This window comes from Paenibacillus paridis, assembly GCF_006345825.1.
Taxonomy (GTDB): Bacteria; Bacillota; Bacilli; order Paenibacillales; family Paenibacillaceae; genus Pristimantibacillus; species Pristimantibacillus paridis.
On the sequence record NZ_VCIX01000066.1, the window covers coordinates 122,355 to 144,015 of the forward strand.

The following is a 21,661-nucleotide window of genomic DNA, read 5'->3' on the forward strand; positions in this document are numbered from 1 at the left end:
AAGCACTTCATGCTACTCGTAAATAAAATTACGCGTACATTTCAATTTCATACAAGGATGGGCCATAAGGCGGCAGCCCTTTGCTTGTAACCAATATGCGAACATATCTCGCAGAAGCACTACTGGCAAGCGTAACGGTTTCTTCAAACTTGCCTGCAACCGCTAGCTCACGTTCCAGAGACTGCACGGTCTTCCAATCCGCGCTGCTCTCGGATAAATCGCTTCCTTCGGCTGCCACTTGAATATCCAATGCCTTGCCGTAAGCCGTTTCCCATGTCAACACCAGCTTGCCGATCGACTCAACACGGTTCAAATCAACATAGAACCATTCGGGCAAATAGGGAGACGTTTGATTAGCCGTCCAATTCGCTTCCCATCTTGTATCCATTCGTCCATCGGTCAATAGGCTTGGCTGGAATACAGCGTTAAAGCTCGAGGCCACCACGGTTTTGTTAAGAGCTAAATTCGATGACACTGGGCCTGTTCCAGGGTTTGGACCTGGGTCAGTGCCCGGATCAGTGCCCGGATCAGTGCCCGGGTCCGTACCGCCTCCGCCGCCGCTAATCCATGAGCCATAAACCTCAAACTCCCATAGGGAGTAACCGTATGGCGTCCCACGTGCGCTTCCAAGCAAACGAATGTGCTTAGCTTCTTGCCCATTCAACGTAATATTGTCGAGGCCTCCGTTGCCGGCGTTTTCAGTAAATACATCGCTCCAATCGCCTTCACCCGGTATATCGGCAGAAGAGATTTGCAGCTTGTAGGCCTTGCCAAATGCACCCTCCCAATTCAGAACGACGCTCTCCAGCTTGTAAACACCGTTTAGATCAATGGCAATCCACTGCGGATCGGAAACGGCCGATTCCCATCTCGTGCCCGATTTACCGTCAGTCGCATTGCCAGCTGCTTGAGCGCTGCTAGATGCTGTTGCCGCTTTGTTCAGTGCAACATTGGCCGCGGCTGTCTTCACTTGCTGCTGTACCTCGCTAATCCCGTACCCGGCTGCCGAAATTGCAATCGCATAGGTCTTGATAGCAGGAAATAATGAAGCATCCAGCCTAATCTTGCCTGCTTCCACCGTATAACTGCCTGGTGGCGCATTAACGCCATCAATCGTAACTTGAGTAATTTTATCGCGCCATGCCTGCTGATCAGCGAAGGCAAGCTCAATCGGCTGCCCTACTTTATTATCCGTACTGTCTGCGGTCAACGCAGGCGGAGCGGCAACCTCCCTAATTACAACATTATCGATGAAGATGGTGTGCGGACCGTCAGGCGTAACATTCGCCCCATTAATGACATTGCCTAGCAAAAACTTGAGCGTTAAATTCACGTTAGCTGACGGAGTCAGGCTTCTTTTGTAAACCGCCGCTTGGTCTTCCGAAATATTAAAATGTACGGTTTGGTTGTTGTTATAGCCCGTTAATTCGGCCGCGATGGGACGGTTAACCGTTGACCATGCATTAAAGCTAAGCTCATAGGCTTTGCCTGCCTCCAGCTTGATGCCGCTTTGCGAGAACTGCGTCGACCAACTGATCGGCACATTCCACTCCGGATGCATCCCGCCATGATAATGAATATCTACGCGAGCCGCGCCATTCTCAGGTACGTATTCCGAATCGCCCCTGTCACCGAACCAGAATGTCCAGTTCGTAGAGCCATTAGACATCTCGCCGTTAAGCACCAGATTGCCATCAGCCGCGAACATCACTTGGCTTACGCTGGCATCTCCGAACCCTTCCGCCTTAATTTTGATGGAATAGGATCTATCCGTAGTGAACAAAGCTGGATCAATAACGATGCTGCCTGACTGTACCGAAAATTGGTTAACGGCTAGCACTGCGCCATTCACTTCTATCGTTTGAATTGCTTCTCTCCATTCCGCTTTGTCTGAGAATTTAATTTCTACCGGCTGACCGACACGGTTGGAAGTCGTATCCGGTATTAAAGTCGGCGGACGCGACACTGGCGCATCCTTTACTTCCAACACGACATTATCGAAAATAATATCATGCGGGCCTGCCGCGCTTTGCATGGTTTTGCCTAGCAAAAACTTCAGCGCCACATTATCGTCAGCGGCCATTTTGAAGGTGAATTCAAAATGCTGCATCGTCGGGGACAACACTAGTGGCCCGGAATAAAAACGTCTGACATACGCCGCGTTTTCCAGTGCTGCTTCGATGTCACGAATGACGGACGATTTAGCGTCAAAAGAAAGCACATACGTCATTCCCTTAGCCAAGCTCAGATTGGACTGGTTGAACATGACGTTCCACGCTTCGCCGCCAACGTTAGTGACCGCTATTTTTGCCGCTCCATCCGTTTCTGTAAACGCCGCTGCTCCGCCTTGCGTGAATGGCTCCCAGCCGCTTAGGCCATAAGAGAAATCGCCATTTTTGAGCGGGAACAGCTCAATGCCGGTGAAGTCTACATTTAAGTTCGTTGTTCTGAGCAGCTTGACATTGTCGAGCTGCACATCCGCATCGCTGCCGCCAAGCAAGAACTCCAACTGTCCTTCCTCGTCAGACAATCCCGCCGGCATTGTAAAGGTTATTTTGTGAGACTCGTTCGCCGTCTCCAAGTGAATGGCATGCGGTCCGGAATAGGTCACCGAGCCATCCTTGCTTTTGAACTGGACCTCCATCGTGCGCGTTGCCGAAGCTTTGGCATCGAAGGTTAGTTCATAAGAATCCTTCTGGAGCAAATTAATTCCCTGCTGAATTAATCGAATCGAAGAAGCATTTGCTCCGCCATTCGAAATCGCTGCATTCAGCTTGCGTGTTGCCGGATCGACTCCAAGAACCGCAGATGCCGCATCCGTCACGCTGGTGTTCCAGTAAAGCATACGGTCCATCGTGCCCAGGTCAAACCCGCCATTGTATACATGATTGCCGTTGTTCAGCGGTATTTTCGCTGCGCCCGGCTCGTTCAGCTCATCGATCTCCTCCAAGCGAACATTGCCAATCCATACATCGTTTAAGTTTTGGCCCAAATTAAATTCAATGCGTGCTGCAGCATTCGTGTCAGCGGTCATCAAGAAACGATATTCGTAATGGCCCAGCTGTTCCTTGAGCGAAGGATCGAAATTGTCGGAATAAATGCCCCAGCCGCTATTGGCGTCCCCCCCAAACTTCACGCTCATGCTGCGAGGCGCGGAGGCTTTCGCATCAAAGCTGATTTTGTACGCCTGCCCTTTCACGAGCGTGACATATTGAATGAGCTGAAGCGAATAAGGCACATTGCCCCCGTTCGTAATATCCACTTTGGCAAAAGGCGCGCCGTCGCTCGTTACGACCGACACCTGGCCTGCTCCGCCAAATTCGGCGCCATGCAGGAAATTCCAATTATTCATATCCATATCCGGATTAGCAGCCGTTATGTCTTTAACACCCTTCGTAAAGGCTGGATCATAAATGAAATTGCCATCAATCGCCTTTTTCCCGTTTTGCGGGAACGTATCCTTCACGAGCGTCGGCTCAACAGGCTCTTTATAAGGCCGGCCCGTCAGCTCATAAGCCCGCACATAGTCCACTTCCATCTGCGCGGGAAGCAGCGACGGGTCCGGCTTGCGGCCGCCGTCGTAATTGCCGCCTATCGCCATGTTAAGAATAATATAAAACTCCTTATCGAACGGTGCAGGGAACGCATATTTATCCGGTTGGTCCGCTCCCCAGCTATGCCAATCGTTGATGGTTTGATACAAATTCCCATCCACATACCAGCGCAGCTCGCCTGGCTCCCATTCCATCGAATAAGTATGGAAGCTTGTAATGTCTTCTCCTTCCGGAAAATGATATTGCGAGCCTGTTGCCTTGTTATTCGGTGCATTTTTGCCATAATGGATCGTTCCGTCCACTTCGCCAAGCACCCGTCCGCGCGCTTCCATAATGTCAATCTCGCCAGAAGATGCCCAGCCGCCGTACTCGCTGTCCTTCGGCATCATCCAAAAGGCCGGCCAAATCCCTTCACCTGCTGGAAGCTTTATCCGCGCTTCGAATTTGCCGTAAGCCTTGCTGAACGTCGGACTGGTCCACAGACGGCCAGACGTATAAGGTTTGCCGCCAAAACCATCGTTTTTGGCTTCAATCACCAACTGCCCGTTCTCGACCTTAATGTTTTCCTTTCTATAATATTGCTCCTCGTTGTTGCCCCAGTTTGCGACGCCATACTCACTGCCGTTGCCCTGCTGATAGGCCCATTTGTCGAGGTTGACACCATTTGTGTCCACATTGGCGCCGCTTCCGTCAAACTCATCAGACCAAACCAAGCTCCACATGATTTCAGCCTGAATGTCCTGCGTTACGCGCGCATTCTCAAAGCCGGCCGCTTTAATCATCAGCTGATAGGCCTTCGCCGTTGCAAATTGCCCCTTATCGATGGTCAGCTTGCCTGCTGCAAGCTGATAAGCCTGCACCGATATTTTCGTTCCATTCACGAAAACATCCGTAATCGCGTTTCTCCATGCTTCGTTATCGATGAAAGTTATGTCAATATCATTGCCAATCGCGTTGTCGGAAGCATCTGGCGAAAGCACGGGAGGCAGCGGCAGCGTGATATCATTTGTGCTGCGAGCTTTCTCTCCTGTCGCTTCTTTAGCTCCCTTAAGCTCTAGATGAACATTATCGATCCATACATCATGAGCTCCTGCCGGACTGCCCGGCTGTTTGCCCATAAGCAGCTTAATCGCCGCAAGCTCATCCTTTTCCATCGTAAATTCATAGCTGTAGGTTTGCGTTACATTATCAATCTGCACTTTCTCATTAAGGAAACGGACATTCGCGCTATTTTCGACGACCGCCTCTACCGTCCGCGGCGTGCTCGCTCTTGCCGCGAATGATACAACGTAGGTTTTGCCTTTCAATAAGCCAAGCGCTTCCTGCTGCAAAATAATATCCCACGGATTAGCGCCCGTATTGGCAATCGCCAACTTAGCCGCTCCCTGCTGCGCGGTGATCACCGCATCAGAGGTACCATCGTATTTCCCTTGTATATGAGTGCTCCAGCCCTGCATGCCCGCGTCAAAATAACCGTTTTGGAGCGGAAACGCACGTGTCCTGGCGTCCTTCAGCTCCACATGAATGTTATCTACGATAACATCATGTGCGCCAATGACCGCGGCCCCTTCCAGCTTGCCAAGCAGCAGCTTCAAGGATGGCGTAATGTCCGCTTGCACCGCCAGCTCATAGCTAAGCGTTTGCTTCTCGTTCGTAAGCTGTACCTTCTCGGACAAATATCGCTGGTTATTTGCATCGATAACGAGCTCCATCTCGCGGTTTTTCGAAGAGCTGACATCCAGCGAGACCGTATAGGTATTACCCTTGAATAGGTTAAAGTCCGTCTGCATCAGCATGACATCCCAAGGATTGTTGCCTTCGCTTGCAATCGCTATTTTCAATTCGCCGTTTTGTGGGGTGAAGGCCGCGCTTGAGCCCCAGCCGTCATAGCGGCCTTGTACATGCTCGCCCCAGCTAGCTTTCCCGTTAGAGAAATCACCGTTTTTAACAGGAAATTGATCCTTCAACGCAAGCTCTCCAACGTTGTTGTTCGTCAAACGGATAATCTTCACGTCGTCCAAATAGACATCAGCTTGATGGCCGCCAAGCATAAAGACGAGTTGGCCCAGCACATCGGTCGGCTGATCCATTGTAAACAGCAGCGTATGCTCCTTCATATCGGTTGTCAGCGCAAACGTTTCCGGACCTGCATAAAGTGTCCCATCCAGGCGGGTCACGGCAGCTTGAATCGTTCTCTCCGATGCAGCCCTCGCTTTGAAGGTCAGCTTATATTCATTGTCTTCCAAAAGGTTGATGCCGGACTGTGTCAGCTTAACCGCTCCTGGCACAACTCCGCCATCGCCAATGGCAACCTTAAGCTCCCGGACTGCCGGATCAACAGAGCCTGTAGCATTTGCCCCTTCCGCCGATAAATTCCAATAGGTCATCCGGTCCACTCGGCCAAGATCAAACGTACCGTTGTAGACATGGTTTCCGTTCAGCGGCTCTTTCGGATCGTTATCTTGAAAAGGGTCCGGAGTGGTAGTTTCCTCTACCTTTACGTTTCCGAGCCAAATCGGGCTTGTGCTCAGCCCCAAGTTGAACTCCAGCCTTGCCAGCGTATCGGTCTCGGCTCCCATTTGGAACAACATCTCGTAAGACTGCAAGCTATTCGACAGCCTTGCTTCCAAGCTGTCCGAATACGTTGTCCAGCCGCGGTTTTCGCCGCCCCCAAACTTCACCGTCATATTACGGTTGGCATTGGATTTGGCATCAAATGTCAGCTTATACCAGCGTCCTTTACCTAGTGTCACGTTCTGGATCAGCTGTACCGCGTGTGCGGCATTGCCGCCTGACGTGATGTCTGCTTTAGCAAAATTCACGCCGCCAATCGGTTCAACCGAAACCGAACCGTTTCCTTGGAACGTACTCACATGTACAAAGTTCCAAAATTTCGTGTTCAATACCTGATCAGGCTCTGCAATATTTGTGAATGGTTCTTTGTAATCCTTATCGTGAACAAAATTGCCTGCAATCGGCTCTTTGTATTGCGCAGGATAAGGCTCCGATTCAAAGCTTGGCTCTACCGGTGTTTGGTAAGGCCTGCTCGCAATGTCATAGACGCGAACATAATCCACTTCCATCTTTGCCGGCAAATCTGATGGATTTGGCCGGCGCCCGCCATCATAATTGCCGCCAACCGCCAAATTCAAAATCATGTAAAAAGGCTTATCGAATGGGGCGGGAAAAGCGTATTTGGCCGGTTGATCTGCGCCCCAGCTATCCCAATTGTTCAGCTTCTGATACAATTCCCCGTCAACGTACCAGCGAATTTCACCCGGCTCCCACTCTACTCCATAAGTATGGAAATCGGTGATATCCGTATTTTCGCCGAATTCGTATTCGGCTCCGGTCGCTTTATTGTTTGGCCAGTTTCTGCCATAGTGGATCGTGCCGCCGACCTCTTTAGGAAGACGTCCGCGCGCCTCCATGATATCGATCTCGCCCGATGCCGCCCAGACGCCATATTCACTTTCCGCAGGCATCATCCAGAAAGCTGGCCAAATGCCCTCTCCAACCGGAAGCTTCATGCGTGCCTCGAATTTGCCATACGTTTTGGTAAAGGTCGGCTGCGTATACAGCCTGCCTGACGTATACGGTTTCCCTTCATGGCTTTCATTTTTGGCTGTGATTGTCAAAGTTCCATCTTTAACCAAGAGATTGTCGGCACGGTAAAATTGCTCTTCGTTATTTCCCCAGCCGTCGAGGCCGTACTGAGCTCCTGTACCAAGCTGATAGGCCCATTTATCCAAATCGACGCCGTTTGTGTCCAAATTTCCCCCGCTGCCGTCGAATTCATCATTCCATACCAGCTTCCACTCATCCTTCGGCTCAGCTGTAGGAGATGGGGCAGTCGTTGCCGTCGGTTCTGCTGTTGGTGTTGCCGTCGGCGCAATGGTTGGGCTAGGCGTTGCCTCGGGAGCAGGTGTTGATCCTCCGCCACCGCTACCTCCGTCAGATGATGTTCCATCTTTCACGACACCGTTTTGTACAGACGCTTCGCTTCCTTTAGTTAAGCTTCTGCCGTTCAATAGAGTGCCCGTACCCCTGTTTTTCACTTGCTTCACATTTCCCTGAACCCTGATTTCGGTTCCTGTTGCGGTCTCACCTACCGTCAAGGAGTCGCTGCTTGCATCTTCTCCGATTTCAATAATCGCATCGGTATCGACCGTGAGCTCCTGCACGTTAGTCTTGCTGGACAATACGACGCGCACCTTGCCGTCCGTTTTATTTACAGCAAGCTTATTCAGCTTTGAATTGATAAAATGAATGCTGTTGATTCCGCCACCTTGAACGTAGACCGTGCCGAGCACTTCCACATCCGTTAAATAGACATCCCCTTCGCCGATGCCCGGCGTCAGAAACAAGTCGCCTTTAATGACTGCTTGATTCACTTTAACGTCCGCTGTATTAATGACAGCGCTGCCGGAAACGTTCAACCCATCGTAGCTGCCGGCAGCATTCACAACCTCGGCCGCCAAGCGGTCTAGCAGCGCGATCGCTTCTGCGCGAGTGATGGCCTTCTGCGGACGTATCGTTTGATCGGGATAACCTTTTATGTATCCGCCAGCGAGCAAGCGCTCAAGCGACTCCTTTGCGTAGGACTGCACCTGATTGCGATCTACGAAGTCGGACAAGGGATCATTCCCTGCCGTTTGCAGCTGAAACAGCTCGGCCGTTATTTTCGCCGCATCCTGCCTTGTAATCGGAGCATCAGGCTTGAAGCTGCCATCCGGGTAACCCGAGATCACGCCGGCTTCTTTAACCGCCAGAATATCCTTGCTGTACCAAGCGTCAGAGGCAACATCCGCGAATGCCCCCTCGCCCTTGGCTCCCAAGCGAAATACAGCATTGACCAGCTTCGCAAATTCCGCCCGCGTCACTTGGCGATCGGGTTGAATGCTCCCATCCGGATAACCGCCCAGCATCCCCTTGGAAATCCATTTTTGCAAAGAGGCTTCCCCCCAATGCGTCGCTGCCGATGGTTCGGCAGAGGAGGCTGCTGCGCCAACTGCCGGCAAGCTGCTCGTTAACATCATAAATACCAATACGATCGAAATGAACCGTTTATTCATGCTTCTCCTACTCCCTTTCCTCTTGATCCAGTAAATGGAAACGCTTACTTCACACTTTAAGAAAACAGCCTGCTCCTTACAGCTCAATGATGAAACTGCAACGTGACAGGCTGTTCGCTCGGTTAGTTAATCATGCTTCCAGCAAATGAACCGCTTCTAAGCTGCCGGTTTATTTTACGCTGTTGTACCAATCGTTGACTTCTTTCGTAATTTGCTCGCCGCCGGATTTTTTCCAGTTCGCAACCATCGTATCGAAAGACTCCAGCGGTTGTTGTCCATAAACAATTTTGTTAAACGTTTCGTTCAGCAATTTGTTAAGCAATTCATTTTTGCTTTGCATCGTTTCAGTCAAAGGACCCATGTAGTAGTTTTTCATGCGGATATCCTTTTGGTCCATAACGACTTTCATCGCATCGGTATTTTCTTTAAGACGGGTATTGAACTCTTGCTTCTCGTAAGGCGTTACCGCCTCTGCGCCGCCAGCAAGCTTAACATGCGTCTCTGCATAAAGCGTTGGAATACGAGCGCCTTCGTAAGTCAGCGTGTAGTATAGCGGTGGCGCCGTTTGATCCTTCAGACCTGGGAAGAGATCAGGGTGGTTCGCAATATCAGCCGTAATCGATCCGTCAGGAAGCGTTGCGTAATCGTAGCCTTCCGCGAAGCCCTTCTCGAACTCGCTGCCCGGCTGCGGGTTAGCCATATTTTCGAAGAACCAGTTATAGTAGTGCAAAATAGCTTCCGGATTTTTTGCTTTTTTGTTTACGAATAGGTAACCATTGGCAGGAGGATTTCCGCCTGCGGAACCGATTTTGCCATTAGGACCTGCAGGAACCGGATAAGCTTTGTATTTCGAACCCGGTACATTGTTCAGAAGATCCGGGAATGGCCAAGCTGGAAGCCAGTTCGGTCCGAACATAATGCCTGCTTCGCCTTTCGTAAACAGCTCGGAGCCTGTCGATTCGTCAAGCAATGCGGAATCTTGCGAAATATAGCCTTTTTCCAGCCAAGTTTTCAAAGTAGAAAGAGCATCCTTAGCTGCTGGATTGATAGAGCCATGCTCAAGGGTACCGTCAGCCGCAAGATTCCATTGGCCAGGCATCGTACCGTTCGCGCCGAACACAAAACCGATATCGGTCATCCAGTTAGCGAAGCCATTTTTGAAGCCAGTCGCAAGACCGATCGTGTTTTTCTTGCTGTCACCGTCCGGATCGCCGTTAACGAAAGCGTCCATAACCGTTTCCATCTCTGCAAGCGTCGTTGGCGCTTTAAGATTCAGCTTCGTTAGCCAATCCTCGCGAATCCACATTACATGATCCGCGTTGTAAGCGTAATCGAGAATCGGCAATGCCATTTTGTCGCCGCCGCGGCTAATTGGCAGCCAGATCGTTGGATCAAGATCAAGCCCCGCTTTATACGTATCGCTTGCGTATTTATCTACGAGATCGCCAATTGGCATAAATTGGCCGGAGTCAATCAGCATATTAACCGTTTCCATGTCTCCGCGGTACGTGACCACGTCAGGCATTTCCTCGCCGGATGACAGCATCAGGCGCAGCTTCGTTTTGTACGCGTCATTCGTGTTTGTAACTACCCAGTTGTACTTAATGTCAATGCCCAGTCTTTCTTTGATCAGACGGGTATGTACGTTATCCTCGATCGATTCGCCTTCTTTAAAGACGGAACCGTTCTGGTTAAGTCCCCAAACCGTCGTCAATGTGATTGGCGTCGTATATTTCCCGTCTACAAAACCTTCTTTATTGCCCTCTTCCGTTTGGGCCGGTTCATTGCCCGGCTTGTTGGTTGCCGGAGAATTTGTTCCCTTGTTCGTGTTGTTGCCCGAACATGCTGCAATTGCGAGCATAAATGATAGAACCAATAAGACCGAAAGCCACTTCTTCATGCCTTTACCCCCGTAAGTTATATTTTGTTATTAATTACGATATATGTTATATCGCTTATTACCAATATACTGCTCGTTATTCATGACCGAAAGACCACAATTTTGTTATTGATGCCTTTTTCTTGCGCTATTCCTTAACCGCTCCCAATATGATGCCTTTCACGAAATAACGCTGAAGGAACGGATATACGAGCAGGATCGGCAGCGTCCCGATAAAGATTTGCGCGGATTTGACGGTACGCTGGGAGATATGCTTCAGCTCATTGACATCCGGATTTATTTTATTAAAATCCTGCTGTACAATAATCGTTTGCAAAAAGGTTGATAACGGATATTTTCTATAATCTGTAATATATAACAAACCATCAAACCATGAATTCCAATGCGTAACCATTGTAAATAATGAAATCGTCGCTAATGCGGGCATCGATATCGGCAAAAACACGCTCCAGAGCGTCCGGAATTGACCTGCCCCGTCGATGAGCGATGCTTCTTCCAGCTCCTTCGGCACAGCCCGGAAGAAGTTCATCAGAAGCACCATATTAAAAACATTGATCGCCCCAGGCAGCACGAGCGCCCAAATCGTGTTCATCAGATCCAAGTTGCGAATTAGCATGTACGAAGGAACAATACCACCGCTGAAGAGCATCGTAAAGAGGAAATACCAAGTATAGATCGAACGGCTCTTAAAAGCCCGGCCATCCTTGGATAGCGCATAGCCTGCCAGAATCATTAGCGACATGCCCACGACGGTACCAAGGGCGGTCCGTTTGAGCCCCATGTACAGCGCATTATGAAAATTATCGTTATTTAACGTCTTGGCATAAGCATCAAAGTTAAGGCCGACTGGCCATAGCTTCACCAGATTGGCATTTGCCGGCGCACTCGCGCTCAAGCTTACGGCAAGAATATGAACAAGCGGAATGACGCAGGAAATGCAGATAATGGCAAGCAATACGTAATTGAATACCGAGAAAACCTTATAGCCTGATGTTTTGTGATACATGCTCTGTCTCCTTCCTCCCTTTCTTAGAAAATGCGGTAGCCGGCATATTTGTAGGCCATCCGGTAAGAGAATACGATCATGACTAGCCCGATGATGGATTTAAATAATCCAACTGCCGTACCGAAGCTGTATTGGCCGTTCAATATGGCGGTCCGATACACGAACGTGTCGATGATGTCGCCCTTATCGTAAACGAGCGCATTGTAAAGGTTAAAGATTTGGTCAAAGCCGCCGTTCAAAATGTTGCCCAGCGACAGCGTGCCCACGACCACTGCGATCGGAATCATCGACGGGACCGTAATATGCAGCGTCTGCTTCCAGCGCGTGGCGCCGTCTACCTCAGCAGCCTCGTATAACGAAGGGTTAACGCCTGAGAGCGCAGCAAGGAATACGATCGTGTTGAAGCCGAAGTTCTGCCAAATATCGCTGACCACGACGGTGAAGCGGAACCAGTTGCCCTCGCCCAGCCAGAAGATCGAATCCATGCCGAGAGTGTTGAGCAGTTGGTTTACAATTCCTTTGCTGCCCAGCATATCCGTCAGAATCGCCCCTAGGATTACCCAAGAGATAAAGTGCGGAAGGTACACGAGCGTTTGGACAACCCGTTTGAAAAACATTTTCCGAACCTCGTTCAGCAAGATCGCGAAGGTGAAAGGAACCACCAGGCCAAAGACGATTTTTAGCCCCGAAATAATCAAGGTGTTCCAAATGACCTGCTTGCTGTCCGGATATTCGAACATAAAGCGGAAATGCTCCAGCCCAACAAGCTTCGAGCGGAACATGCCGTCATACGGCTTGAAATCCTGGAAGGCCATAATTAATCCGCTCATGGGCACGTATGCAAAGATGAAGGTGATAATGGCTGCCGGAAGCAGCATAAGATGCAAGGGCCAAGTGCGGCTAAATAGTTCTCTGGTTTTGTTTTCCTTCTTTCGTGTTTGTTTTGTCCCCTGCTGCAGCGGTTCGTTTAGCGCACTTTCCACTGTTCTGCCCCTTTCCAAACAAAATTTGATTTGTGTTTTATCAGCTCTCCTGTATGATTAATTTTATCAGCAGTCTCTCCTGTTCTATAGACCACGATTTTTGGAAGCATGCCACTTTGTAGACTTATCTAGCTTAATTTTGATCAAAAGAGAGGGTTCATGCATGCGTTTACGAGAAAACACGTTTGCCAAAATGATTACGATAATCATACTTTTGCTCATTCCGATTATTGTTTTGTATACGCTTTCTATTCGGACAAGCATCGACGTCATCAAGGAGGAAATGCAGTCGTTGAAGCAAAAGGATATTACATTCCTTGCCAATGAAATCGACAGAAGCGTGACAACGCTGTCTACGCTCGGCTTTCTTCTGAGCGAGGATATTCATATCCAGCAGCTGCAAAACCTTCATCTGATCGAAAGCTCCTACCAGCGAAATGACGAGAAGCTGCGCATTCTGGAGCGTCTTCGGCTGCTCAACGTAGCTCAGCGCTGGGATACGCAGTACAGCATCACGGCGCCTGCGAGCAAGCAGCTCGTATCGACCAATACTTATCTTTCCTATGATCTTGAATCGATCAAGAAAATACTGACGCGCACCTGGAAATACGAGGAAATGACGATTCAAAGCATGAAGCAAAATCGGTTCGTTCGGCATATCGTCAAGCCTACGAACAAAATTACCGATATCGAAAAAGCCGGCATTATCGTTGAAATCTCTTTTCCCGAGGAGCATCTGATTAAAGATTTGGATACGTTCAAGCTGGCGGGCAAGGGGGACCCCTTTCTCGTTCATGCTGATGGGGCGACGATCAAGAACCGGACGGCGGACCGGGAAATGACCGAGACGATTAAAAAGCTAATCTTGAAAGAGAACGTCCAGGAAGCATCCAATCAAATTATTACGATTAAGGGAAATGATTTCCTTGTCACCTCCGCCCATGTGAAAACGCTTGATTGGTATCTAATTGACTATGTGCCGCTCGCGGATATATTAAAGCCAATCGTCAAAAGCCAGAGTTTGTTCTATGGCTCCGTCGGCTTGCTCTTAATCATGAGCTTGCTCGCGGGCTACCTGCTATATCGCAACGTCCAGCGCCCGATTGCCCTTCTCATTCGAAGCGTCAAACGGCTGCAGGAAGGCAACTATGCCGCGCGAATTACAGCGAATCCGAAAAACGAATTCACCTATTTGTTTCAGCGATTTAACGATATGGCCGCCAATACGGAGCAGTTGATTCAGAAGGTATACGTGGAGGAGCTCAGGCGACGCGAAGCGAACGTCAAGCAGCTGCAATCGCAAATTAACCCGCATTTCCTATACAACTGTTTTGCGCTCATTCGCAGCCTGGCTAGGCTAGATAAGAAGGAATCGGTCATGAAGCTTGCAATGCATCTATCCACTTATTATCGCTATACGACGCGCGTTGAGAAGCTGACTGCCACGCTCAAAGAGGAGCTCCAGCTGGTAGAGAGCTATTTGGAAATCCAGCAATTCCATATCCAGCACCTTTCCTACCGCATCCAAGTGCCTGATGCGATGCTGGGCATCGAAATTCCGCGCCTGCTGCTGCAGCCGGTCGTGGAAAACGCGGTGCTGCATGGCATCGAGCGGTTTGACGGGGATGGCATCATTACGATTTCCGGTGAGAGCAATGACCGCTACCATACGATTATTGTCGAGGATAACGGCATTGGCATTACGGAGGAGGGCTTGCGGGAGCTGGAGAGGAAAATTATGAATCCGCCTGACGAGACCAGCGGCTGCGCGCTGTGGAACATCCGGCAGCGCATGCTCTATCAATTTGGGCCAGAGGCCTCCATCAGCTTCCGTATCCGCCCCGAGGCCGGCGTGGCTGTCTATCTCAGCTGGCCGAATGCGAAGCCCTAGTAGATTGTGGGCCATCTGCTTAATTCAGCGTAAGTGATTATACAAATGCATAATAGAATTGGAGCTGTTCATCATGTATCAACTATTAATTGTTGACGACCAGCCGGATCTCGTCGAGGATCTGGCAAGCAATCTGCCCTGGAGCACCGTTGGCGTAGATACGGTATACCAAGCGAACTCTGGCCATGAGGCAATAGAGATTATGAATACGACACCCATTGATATCGTCATCACGGATATTCATATGCCGGGACTCTCCGGGCTTGATTTAATTGAACAGATTCGCGCATCCTGGAGCAATGTGAAATGTATTTTGTTATCCGGGTACAACGACTTTGAATATGCCAAAAAAGCGCTCCAGCACCAAGCCAGCGACTATTTGCTTAAGCCTGCCGAGGACGAGGAATTGCTGCAGGCCGTGAAGAAAGCCGCCGATCAGCTTGAAGAGCATTGGAAGGAAATCAGCTCCCATCAAAGCGCGCTGGCGTCCCTGAAGGATAATTTGCCTATATTGCGGAATCATCTGCTTCTCTCCCTCCTGCAAGGGCAGGCTTACAGCCAGGAGAAGCTGCAAGGAAAGCTCGATATGCTCGATCTTCCATTCCAGGCAGGCTCTCCTTACTGCATGATGCTGCTCCGGATGGAGGACTATTTCAATGAACAGACTGATCGTGACGGCGCCTTGCTGGAATATGCGGTTAGCAATATCGCTGAAGAAATTTTTGCCGAGGAGTACAGGCTTTGGCATACGAAGGATGAACATGGTTACTTTATTTTTCTTATTATGAGCAAAAACGCCGGCTCTGCGGAGCACCCCCCTCTCCTTCATCTGGTTGAGCAGAAGGCGGCTCAGCTTCAGCATTACGTAAAGCTATATTTAAAAGGAACGATATCGCTTGTCCTTACTAAACAGGAGGCGTTCCCTCGCGAGCTTCATGAAACCTATGATTTTTCAATCATTAACTTCAGGCAGAGAATCGGCAGCGAGCGTGGATTTCTGTTAACGCTGACGGAGGAGGCAGAGCACGGCGAAGCCAACTCGCTCTCACACTTGTATAATCCTCCGCTGCTCATCCATTTGCTGGAGGCCGGGCAATGGGAGGCTATCGAGGAGAAGCTGAGGCTTGCCTTTGAGGAGCTTGAGCTTAATTGGGGAGAATCGCATGAGCATATTTTGGAAACCTACTTCATGATCGTCAGCTCACTCAGCTTCTCGATCCATAAGAACAAGCTCTGGATGGCGGATATTATGGGCGGGGAGTTCAATCAGCTGCTAAGCGGTCCCCAGTTCCATACCATTAAGCAGCTCCGTTCCTGGACAACGGCGATCATCGGTGCTTATCGCGGCCATATGAGCAGCAGGGTGCAGCACTCCCGCTCCAGCACGGTGCAGAAGGTGCAGGAATACGTGGCTGGCCACCTAGAGGATGCATCTCTGCAATCGATCGCCTCCCATGTTTTTCTTAACCCTTCGTATTTGTCCAAAATCTACAAGCTGGAGACGGGCGAAGGCATTAGCGACTATTTATCCCGGCTGAAGATGGAAACCGCGGCGCACATGCTTCGTACAACGCCCGATAAAATATATGAAATTGCAGCCAAGGTAGGCTATCTGAAAACAAGCTATTTCATCAAGGTGTTCAAGGACCGATATGGCATTACGCCTCAAGAATTCCGCGACCGTTAAGAAGAAGCGGCAGCAAATACGTAAGCGCCATCCCTTAGCGCCGAGGTAGCCCGGCCGAAATTTTCCAAATAAACCAGGTGGGCAAGCGTCTCCGACATCGCAAAACGCAATTGATGGGCATTGCCATTCAGCCTGCTGCCAAACAGCGCCTCGCACATATGATAAGCCGTGCGGGGCTCTTCAGCGAGCATGGCAACCATCTTGTCCAGCCGGCGCTCATGATGCTGCTGAAGCTCCGTAATTCTGCCTTCGAAATTCGAAAAAGGATCGCGGTGCCCCGGAAAAGCAAGCTTCACTTCATACGACTTCAACTGCTCGAGACTAACCAGAAAATCATTAAGCGGATCGCCGCCTTCCCCAGGCACAACACTCACATTAGGCGTAATATGGGGCAGCACCTGGTCCCCGCATATCATCCACTGCCTATCCTTCTGATAAAAGCACACCTGCCCTTTCGCGTGGCCAGGCGCATCGATCAGTTCCCACTCTAAGCCGCCAAGAGCCATGCTGCTCCCTGCTTCAAAGTAGGTAACGGTAGGCTGCGGTGTCACCATTTCCACAAATGTTTCCAAATTTTCAGCGATTGCCGCTCTATGCTCCGCCGGCATGCCGTGGTCTGCATAAAGCGCATGAAGCTCCTCGGAAAAGCTGCTTTCAGCTCCCCAAAGCCTAACGGCGTAAGCATGGGCCTGACGAGTCATATAGACCGGGGCGCCGCTTCTTTCCTGCATATAACCAGCAAGTCCGTAATGATCCGGATGCTGATGGGTCAGAACAATTCGTTTAATATCCGTCCATACTAAGCCGAGGTCCTGCATCACGTCCAACCAGACGCCAAGAGCCGCTTCCGTGCGAAGGCCAGGATCAATCAGCGTATAGCCGCTTTCCTCCGGGAGCAAATAGCTGTTCACCCATCTGAGCGAGAAAGGGACCGGCACCTTTACCTGTATCCAGCCTTCCTGCAAAATAACCTTGCCGATCTCCCATGCCTTTGAGCGCTTGTCCGCCTTATCTTCGTCTTGCTGCTTAGTCATCGTCATAGCGCCCTTCCCGTCATTATCATCCGCGGCGAAGCTTCCTGCTCATAAGCGGATCCGTCGTAATTTCCGTAAAGCTTTTCTAGTCCGAGACTGCATAAGGCGAGGTTCCGCTCAAACCAATCCCTCTGATACAGCCTAACCCGCTCCAAATACTGTCTCTGCTCTTCCCGCTTCCGCGGATCATATACCGTAATTTCCTTCTGTACCCAACCATTCAAAATGGATCGTTCCTCCAAAATATGTAAACCAGTTTCTTCATCTATACGTTCCGATCGGGGAACTAAGGTTTGCGCCACATGAACAGGGTTAAGAAAATCGATGAGAAACGAGCCTTCCGGCCGCAACACTTTTCGTATTTGCCGAAGCACATGAATATTGTCGTCTTCTAACGAGAAATAGCCAAAGGAAGTAAACAGATTCACCGTCGCATCAAAGCTTCCCGCTTCAAACGGCAGCTCGCGCATATCGCCAGGGACCCAGTTGACCTGTCCCTCCTCGTCATGGAACTTCGCTTCCTCGAGCAGGACAGGAGACAAATCGGTGCCTGTAACCGCATAGCCGCTTCTTGCCATGGCAAGCGCATGCCTTCCCATACCGCAACCAATATCGAGCACCCTTGCTTTCTTTGGCAGCTGCAGCCATCCGATCATTTTGCCAACCTCTTTATTGGCTTCTTCCCAGTTACGATGTTTATAGACAAGCATATAATCGGAGCCGAAGCTCTGTTCGTACCATGGTTTCATTCCTTGCTCTCCTTCATTAAGGGCGTACACACTGCCGTTCTTTATGTATGTTTCATTGTACTTGAATTCCAACAAGCTGGCAAAGCTCATTGGAACAGGCATAATTTTTGGTTTTCAACACAAACTATGGAAGCTTATCCAGATCATCCAATTTGGAATCACTTCTTAAAAAGGGGAACCGCTATGAATGAACGTCTGCGCTTGTTGTTTGCCGAAGCCGTCGACATTAAATTTGAACATTTGCAAAATAGCGAAATGTCCATTGAAATCGCTTATATCGCCCCGCTTTGCGAAGAGAATAAAATAAACGATTTTATTATCGTCCCGTTCACGAAGGATGCCTATCCCTTTCAGAGCCAGCTGGATACGAATCCGGAATATCGCCAAGTAGAGGATATCGCCAAGTGGCAGGAGCTGCTTCTGCGCGGCCATGTGCTCATTCAGGCTAACCAAATCATCTATGCCTTTGATGCTTCCCGCATTATCAGCATCGAGAATCCTCAGACGCAGGTAGAGAGCGCAATCCAAGGCCCACAGCTTGCGCTTAGCGAGGATTTGAATATTTCGCTCAATCTTATTCGCAGCATGTACCCTTCTCCCGATTTGTCGGTAGAGGAGCATACGATCGGATCATTGTCCAAAACTCCGATTTTGGCTTTATTTGACCAACGCCGGGTTGACCCTAGCGTGCTGGATACCGTTCGCGACAAGCTGACTTCGATTAACGTAGAGATGCTGCACGCCGCTGGAGAACTGGAGAAGCTGCTCGTCGGCAAGCGCAAGCACCTATTTCCTACGATCCTGATTACAGAGAGGCCCGACCGCATTTCGAAAGCGATCTCCAAAGGCAAGGTTGTCATCCTGCTCAAAGGGAATATGTTCGCCATTATTTTGCCGGCTACCTTTTTTGATTTCATGCATGCTATGGAAGATGATTACGATGCTTATTGGATGACCCGTTTTCTGATCTTTCTGCGCTACGCGTCCATTGTCCTGACCATTACCCTACCAGCCCTCTACATTTCGGTTGTCTCTTATAATCCGGAGGTATTCCGTGTTCAACTGGCCTTCTCGATTGCGGGCAGCCGATCCGGCGTTCCCTATCCGTCATTTGTCGAAGTTTTTATTATGCTATTCATGATCGAGACCCTGATTGAAGCCAGTATCCGTCTTCCGCGCTATATCGGTTCTACCGCTACTACAGTAGGAGGGCTTATTCTGGGACAGGCTGCCCAGCAGGCTGGACTGGTGAGCAGCATTATGATTATCGTTACGTCGGTTGTCGCCATTTCCAATTTCGTTATCCCGGTCAATTCTCTCTCCTTTGCGATCCGTTTCTTGAAATATCCACTGATTGCCGTATCCATCTTTTTCGGCATCACAGGCGTGGCCGTGGGCTTGTTTGTCTACATCACTTACCTTTGCAATCTGAGAAGCTTCGGCAAGCCATATATGCGCATTTTCGGTAAATTAAGACCGCTGGAAGGAGATGTCGGGCAGGTGAATGTAGAGTGAACCGCTATGTGTTTTACAACTTTATTATGGTTAGTTTTATCAATTTGCTGCTATTCGTCCCGCATATTTTGATTGAAGCCCGCTTCAGCGGCGCCGTGTCCTCCATGATTGTTGGCACGGTTATCGGCACCATTCTTGTCTATATGTATACAAGCGCAATGGCCCGCTATCCTGGCAAAGGCCTGCCCGAAATTTTGAAACTGCATTTCCCGCAGTGGCTGGTCGCCATTTGTATGTTTTGCTCTGCAATTATGTGGTGGTTCGGCACAACGATCGTTGTTGTCGCTTACGCTATTTTAATTAACCGCTTCTTTAATCCGGACGCAAATTCGATCATTATTTTGACCATGCTCATTCTCGCCTGCGGCTACGCGGCAACCCGTTCAACACTGTCCGTCATGTTTGTTATCGAAATCGGGCTTATTGTCAATGCTCCGGTTATTATCTTTATTTTGTTCAAGGCCGTCCGCAGCACGCAATTAAATTTTGACGCGATTCGTGTAGTCGCTAATTACGTGACCGCCATGCCTACCTTATCAGCCGTCGCTGCCGCCAGCTTTATATTTACCGGTTATATTAATCTATCATTGTTCAACCGGCTGCTGCCTCCCAATTTCCGATTCAAGTTCCGCTGGATTTACCCGGTTTTTGGAATAACCATCATGCTGATCACGTTTTTTGTGCCGATCGGCTTTCACGGGACGGAAGCAGTCAACCAGTACACCTACATTTGGAGCGTAACCGCAGATTCGCTCATTATGCAATATGGCTTTATTGAGCGGGTATTGTTCCTGTTTCTGATCGTTTTCTTAAACTTAACACTTGTGTATACGATGTGTGGCTGGCATCAAGCGATGGAATTTATTAAATGCTGCTTCCGCAATTATAAGCCGGAAATCGACAGTCCCAAAACACCGGTCGCCAATTACGTCATCATCGGCATTTTCGCCAGTCTGACGATGTTGTACCTCTTGCTGACGAATGAGAAAATGAATATGTTTATTACCTCATACTGGCTGGTCGTGAGAATGTTCGTTGAGTTCGTCATTGTTCTAACGGTATTCCTGCTCAGTCGAAGGAGGCCCAAAACCACATGAACGCAATGATTCGAATTTCCCTTGCCATCGTGACGCTTTGCTTGCTTGGAGCTTGCGGCTTTAAAGATATCGACAAACGTTTTTTTGTTGTCGCCCTTGGCATTGATCAATCGGAAAACGACAAAAAACCTTACCGGATAACGCTTCAGCTTGCCGTCCCCTCGCCGAAAATCGAGCCCGGCGCATCCAAAACGCAAATTGAAACGATAGATGCACCCAGCATTGCCGAAGGGGTTCGAATGCTAAAGGCCTACGTGGATAAGGAGATTGATTTTGGCCACTGCAAAATCTTTATTCTTGGCGAGAAGGTGGCGAATAGCGATTATCAAGGCGCTTTGGAGTGGATGATGCGCAGAAGAGACATTCAAAGCGTAGCCAATATTGCCATCGGTAAGCCGGATGCCGAAAGTCTGCTGAAAGTGAATCCGTTATCCGAGCGTTATCCAGGCAATACGCTGTTTTTAAGCTTTGGGGCAGATGGGACCGAATCCTCTTATACCTATGTTGAATCGTTGTCCGATTTTTCTAGAAGAGCTTCAGAGGAAGGGCTTGATCCCTTGATGCCCGTTATCGCCAAAGATAATCAGGAGAGCTTCATTATCAACCGTACCGCATTGCTCGATAAGAAGAGAGTCCGCCTTGTTCTTAATCCCTCCGAAGCGCAGCTTTATAACCAGCTTGCTAACGATTTCACCAAATCGTCCATGCATGGCATGTTTGAAGGGCTTGATCTTGTTGTGGCCATTACTGAAATCCATTCCAAATTTCGGATCGGGCAACAAAACGGCGAAGATACCATAACGATGGATGTCAAAATGAAGGTCGTGTTTGAAGAAGCGCCAAAAGGGTTATACTCCGACCAATGGGGACCGGTCCAAGAGGACCTTAATAAAGAATATGCCAAATCCTGCGTTAAGCTGCTCCGCAAAATTCAAAAAGCAGGTGTCGATCCCATTGGTTTCGGACTCCGCTACCGGGCAACTCATCCCGGTTCTGACGCTTTTAAGAAATGGGAGTCCATGTACCCGACCATCAAATTCGTGGTCCGTGCCAATATTATTATCGAAGGTACGGGCTTAATCAAATAAGCCTTCGCCGGCTGCCCTTGACACAAAATAGAAATAGGGCGTGCTTGCCGCCTTCCGGCTGCTCCCACGCCCTATCTATTAT

11 protein-coding genes are annotated in these 21,661 nt (G+C 49.5%); 5 read left to right on the plus strand and 6 right to left on the minus strand.

Annotated features, from left to right (window positions below; translation table 11 throughout):
- Positions 1 to 28: 28 nt before the first annotated feature.
- From FJQ58_RS03390 to FJQ58_RS03405, 4 genes are all read right to left on the minus strand, one after another.
- Positions 29 to 8,629: a carbohydrate binding domain-containing protein gene (locus FJQ58_RS03390; RefSeq protein ID WP_139991021.1), complete on the minus strand. Its 8,601-nt coding sequence runs from the start codon at positions 8,627 to 8,629 to the stop codon at positions 29 to 31.
- Positions 8,630 to 8,798: 169 nt separating this feature from the next.
- Positions 8,799 to 10,529 carry an extracellular solute-binding protein gene (locus FJQ58_RS03395; protein ID WP_139991022.1) on the minus strand — a complete coding sequence of 577 codons (1,731 nt, stop codon included), beginning with the start codon at positions 10,527 to 10,529 and terminating at the stop codon, positions 8,799 to 8,801.
- Positions 10,530 to 10,656: 127 nt separating this feature from the next.
- Complete coding sequence (locus tag FJQ58_RS03400) at positions 10,657 to 11,535, minus strand: carbohydrate ABC transporter permease (RefSeq protein ID WP_139991023.1); 879 nt, start codon at positions 11,533 to 11,535, stop codon at positions 10,657 to 10,659.
- Between the two features lie 23 nt (positions 11,536 to 11,558).
- Complete coding sequence (locus tag FJQ58_RS03405; RefSeq protein ID WP_139991046.1) at positions 11,559 to 12,413, minus strand: ABC transporter permease; 855 nt, start codon at positions 12,411 to 12,413, stop codon at positions 11,559 to 11,561.
- Between the two features lie 268 nt (positions 12,414 to 12,681).
- Here FJQ58_RS03405 and FJQ58_RS03410 point away from each other — a divergent pair, with 268 nt between their 5' ends.
- Together FJQ58_RS03410 and FJQ58_RS03415 are read left to right on the plus strand one after the other, a co-directional pair.
- Positions 12,682 to 14,409, plus strand: coding sequence for a sensor histidine kinase (locus FJQ58_RS03410; protein WP_139991024.1), 1,728 nt, complete (start codon positions 12,682 to 12,684; stop codon positions 14,407 to 14,409).
- Positions 14,410 to 14,482: 73 nt separating this feature from the next.
- Entirely contained in the window at positions 14,483 to 16,096 is a 1,614-nt protein-coding gene (locus FJQ58_RS03415; protein ID WP_139991025.1) for a response regulator, read from the plus strand.
- On the opposite strand, the gene FJQ58_RS03420 is transcribed toward FJQ58_RS03415, so the two are convergent.
- Together FJQ58_RS03420 and FJQ58_RS03425 are read right to left on the minus strand one after the other, a co-directional pair.
- Positions 16,093 to 17,130 carry an MBL fold metallo-hydrolase gene (locus FJQ58_RS03420; protein WP_139991026.1) on the minus strand — a complete coding sequence of 346 codons (1,038 nt, stop codon included), beginning with the start codon at positions 17,128 to 17,130 and terminating at the stop codon, positions 16,093 to 16,095. The genes FJQ58_RS03415 and FJQ58_RS03420 overlap by 4 nt on opposite strands.
- Positions 17,131 to 17,132: 2 nt before the next feature.
- Positions 17,133 to 17,879: a class I SAM-dependent methyltransferase gene (locus tag FJQ58_RS03425; protein ID WP_139991027.1), complete on the minus strand. Its 747-nt coding sequence runs from the start codon at positions 17,877 to 17,879 to the stop codon at positions 17,133 to 17,135.
- 183 nt (positions 17,880 to 18,062) lie between these two features.
- Here FJQ58_RS03425 and FJQ58_RS03430 point away from each other — a divergent pair, with 183 nt between their 5' ends.
- From FJQ58_RS03430 to FJQ58_RS03440, 3 genes are read left to right on the plus strand one after another with little or no spacing between them, the layout of a single operon-like run.
- Positions 18,063 to 19,394 (plus strand): spore germination protein, encoded by a 1,332-nt coding sequence (locus FJQ58_RS03430; protein WP_139991028.1) that lies wholly within the window; start codon positions 18,063 to 18,065, stop codon positions 19,392 to 19,394.
- A complete protein-coding gene (locus FJQ58_RS03435) occupies positions 19,391 to 20,491 on the plus strand; it encodes a GerAB/ArcD/ProY family transporter (RefSeq protein WP_139991029.1) in 1,101 nt (366 codons plus the stop codon). Before FJQ58_RS03430 ends, FJQ58_RS03435 begins: the two co-directional genes overlap by 4 nt.
- Positions 20,488 to 21,579, plus strand: a complete 1,092-nt coding sequence (locus FJQ58_RS03440; protein WP_139991030.1) for a Ger(x)C family spore germination protein — start codon at positions 20,488 to 20,490, stop codon at positions 21,577 to 21,579. Before FJQ58_RS03435 ends, FJQ58_RS03440 begins: the two co-directional genes overlap by 4 nt.
- The last annotated feature ends 82 nt before the right edge of the window (positions 21,580 to 21,661 follow it).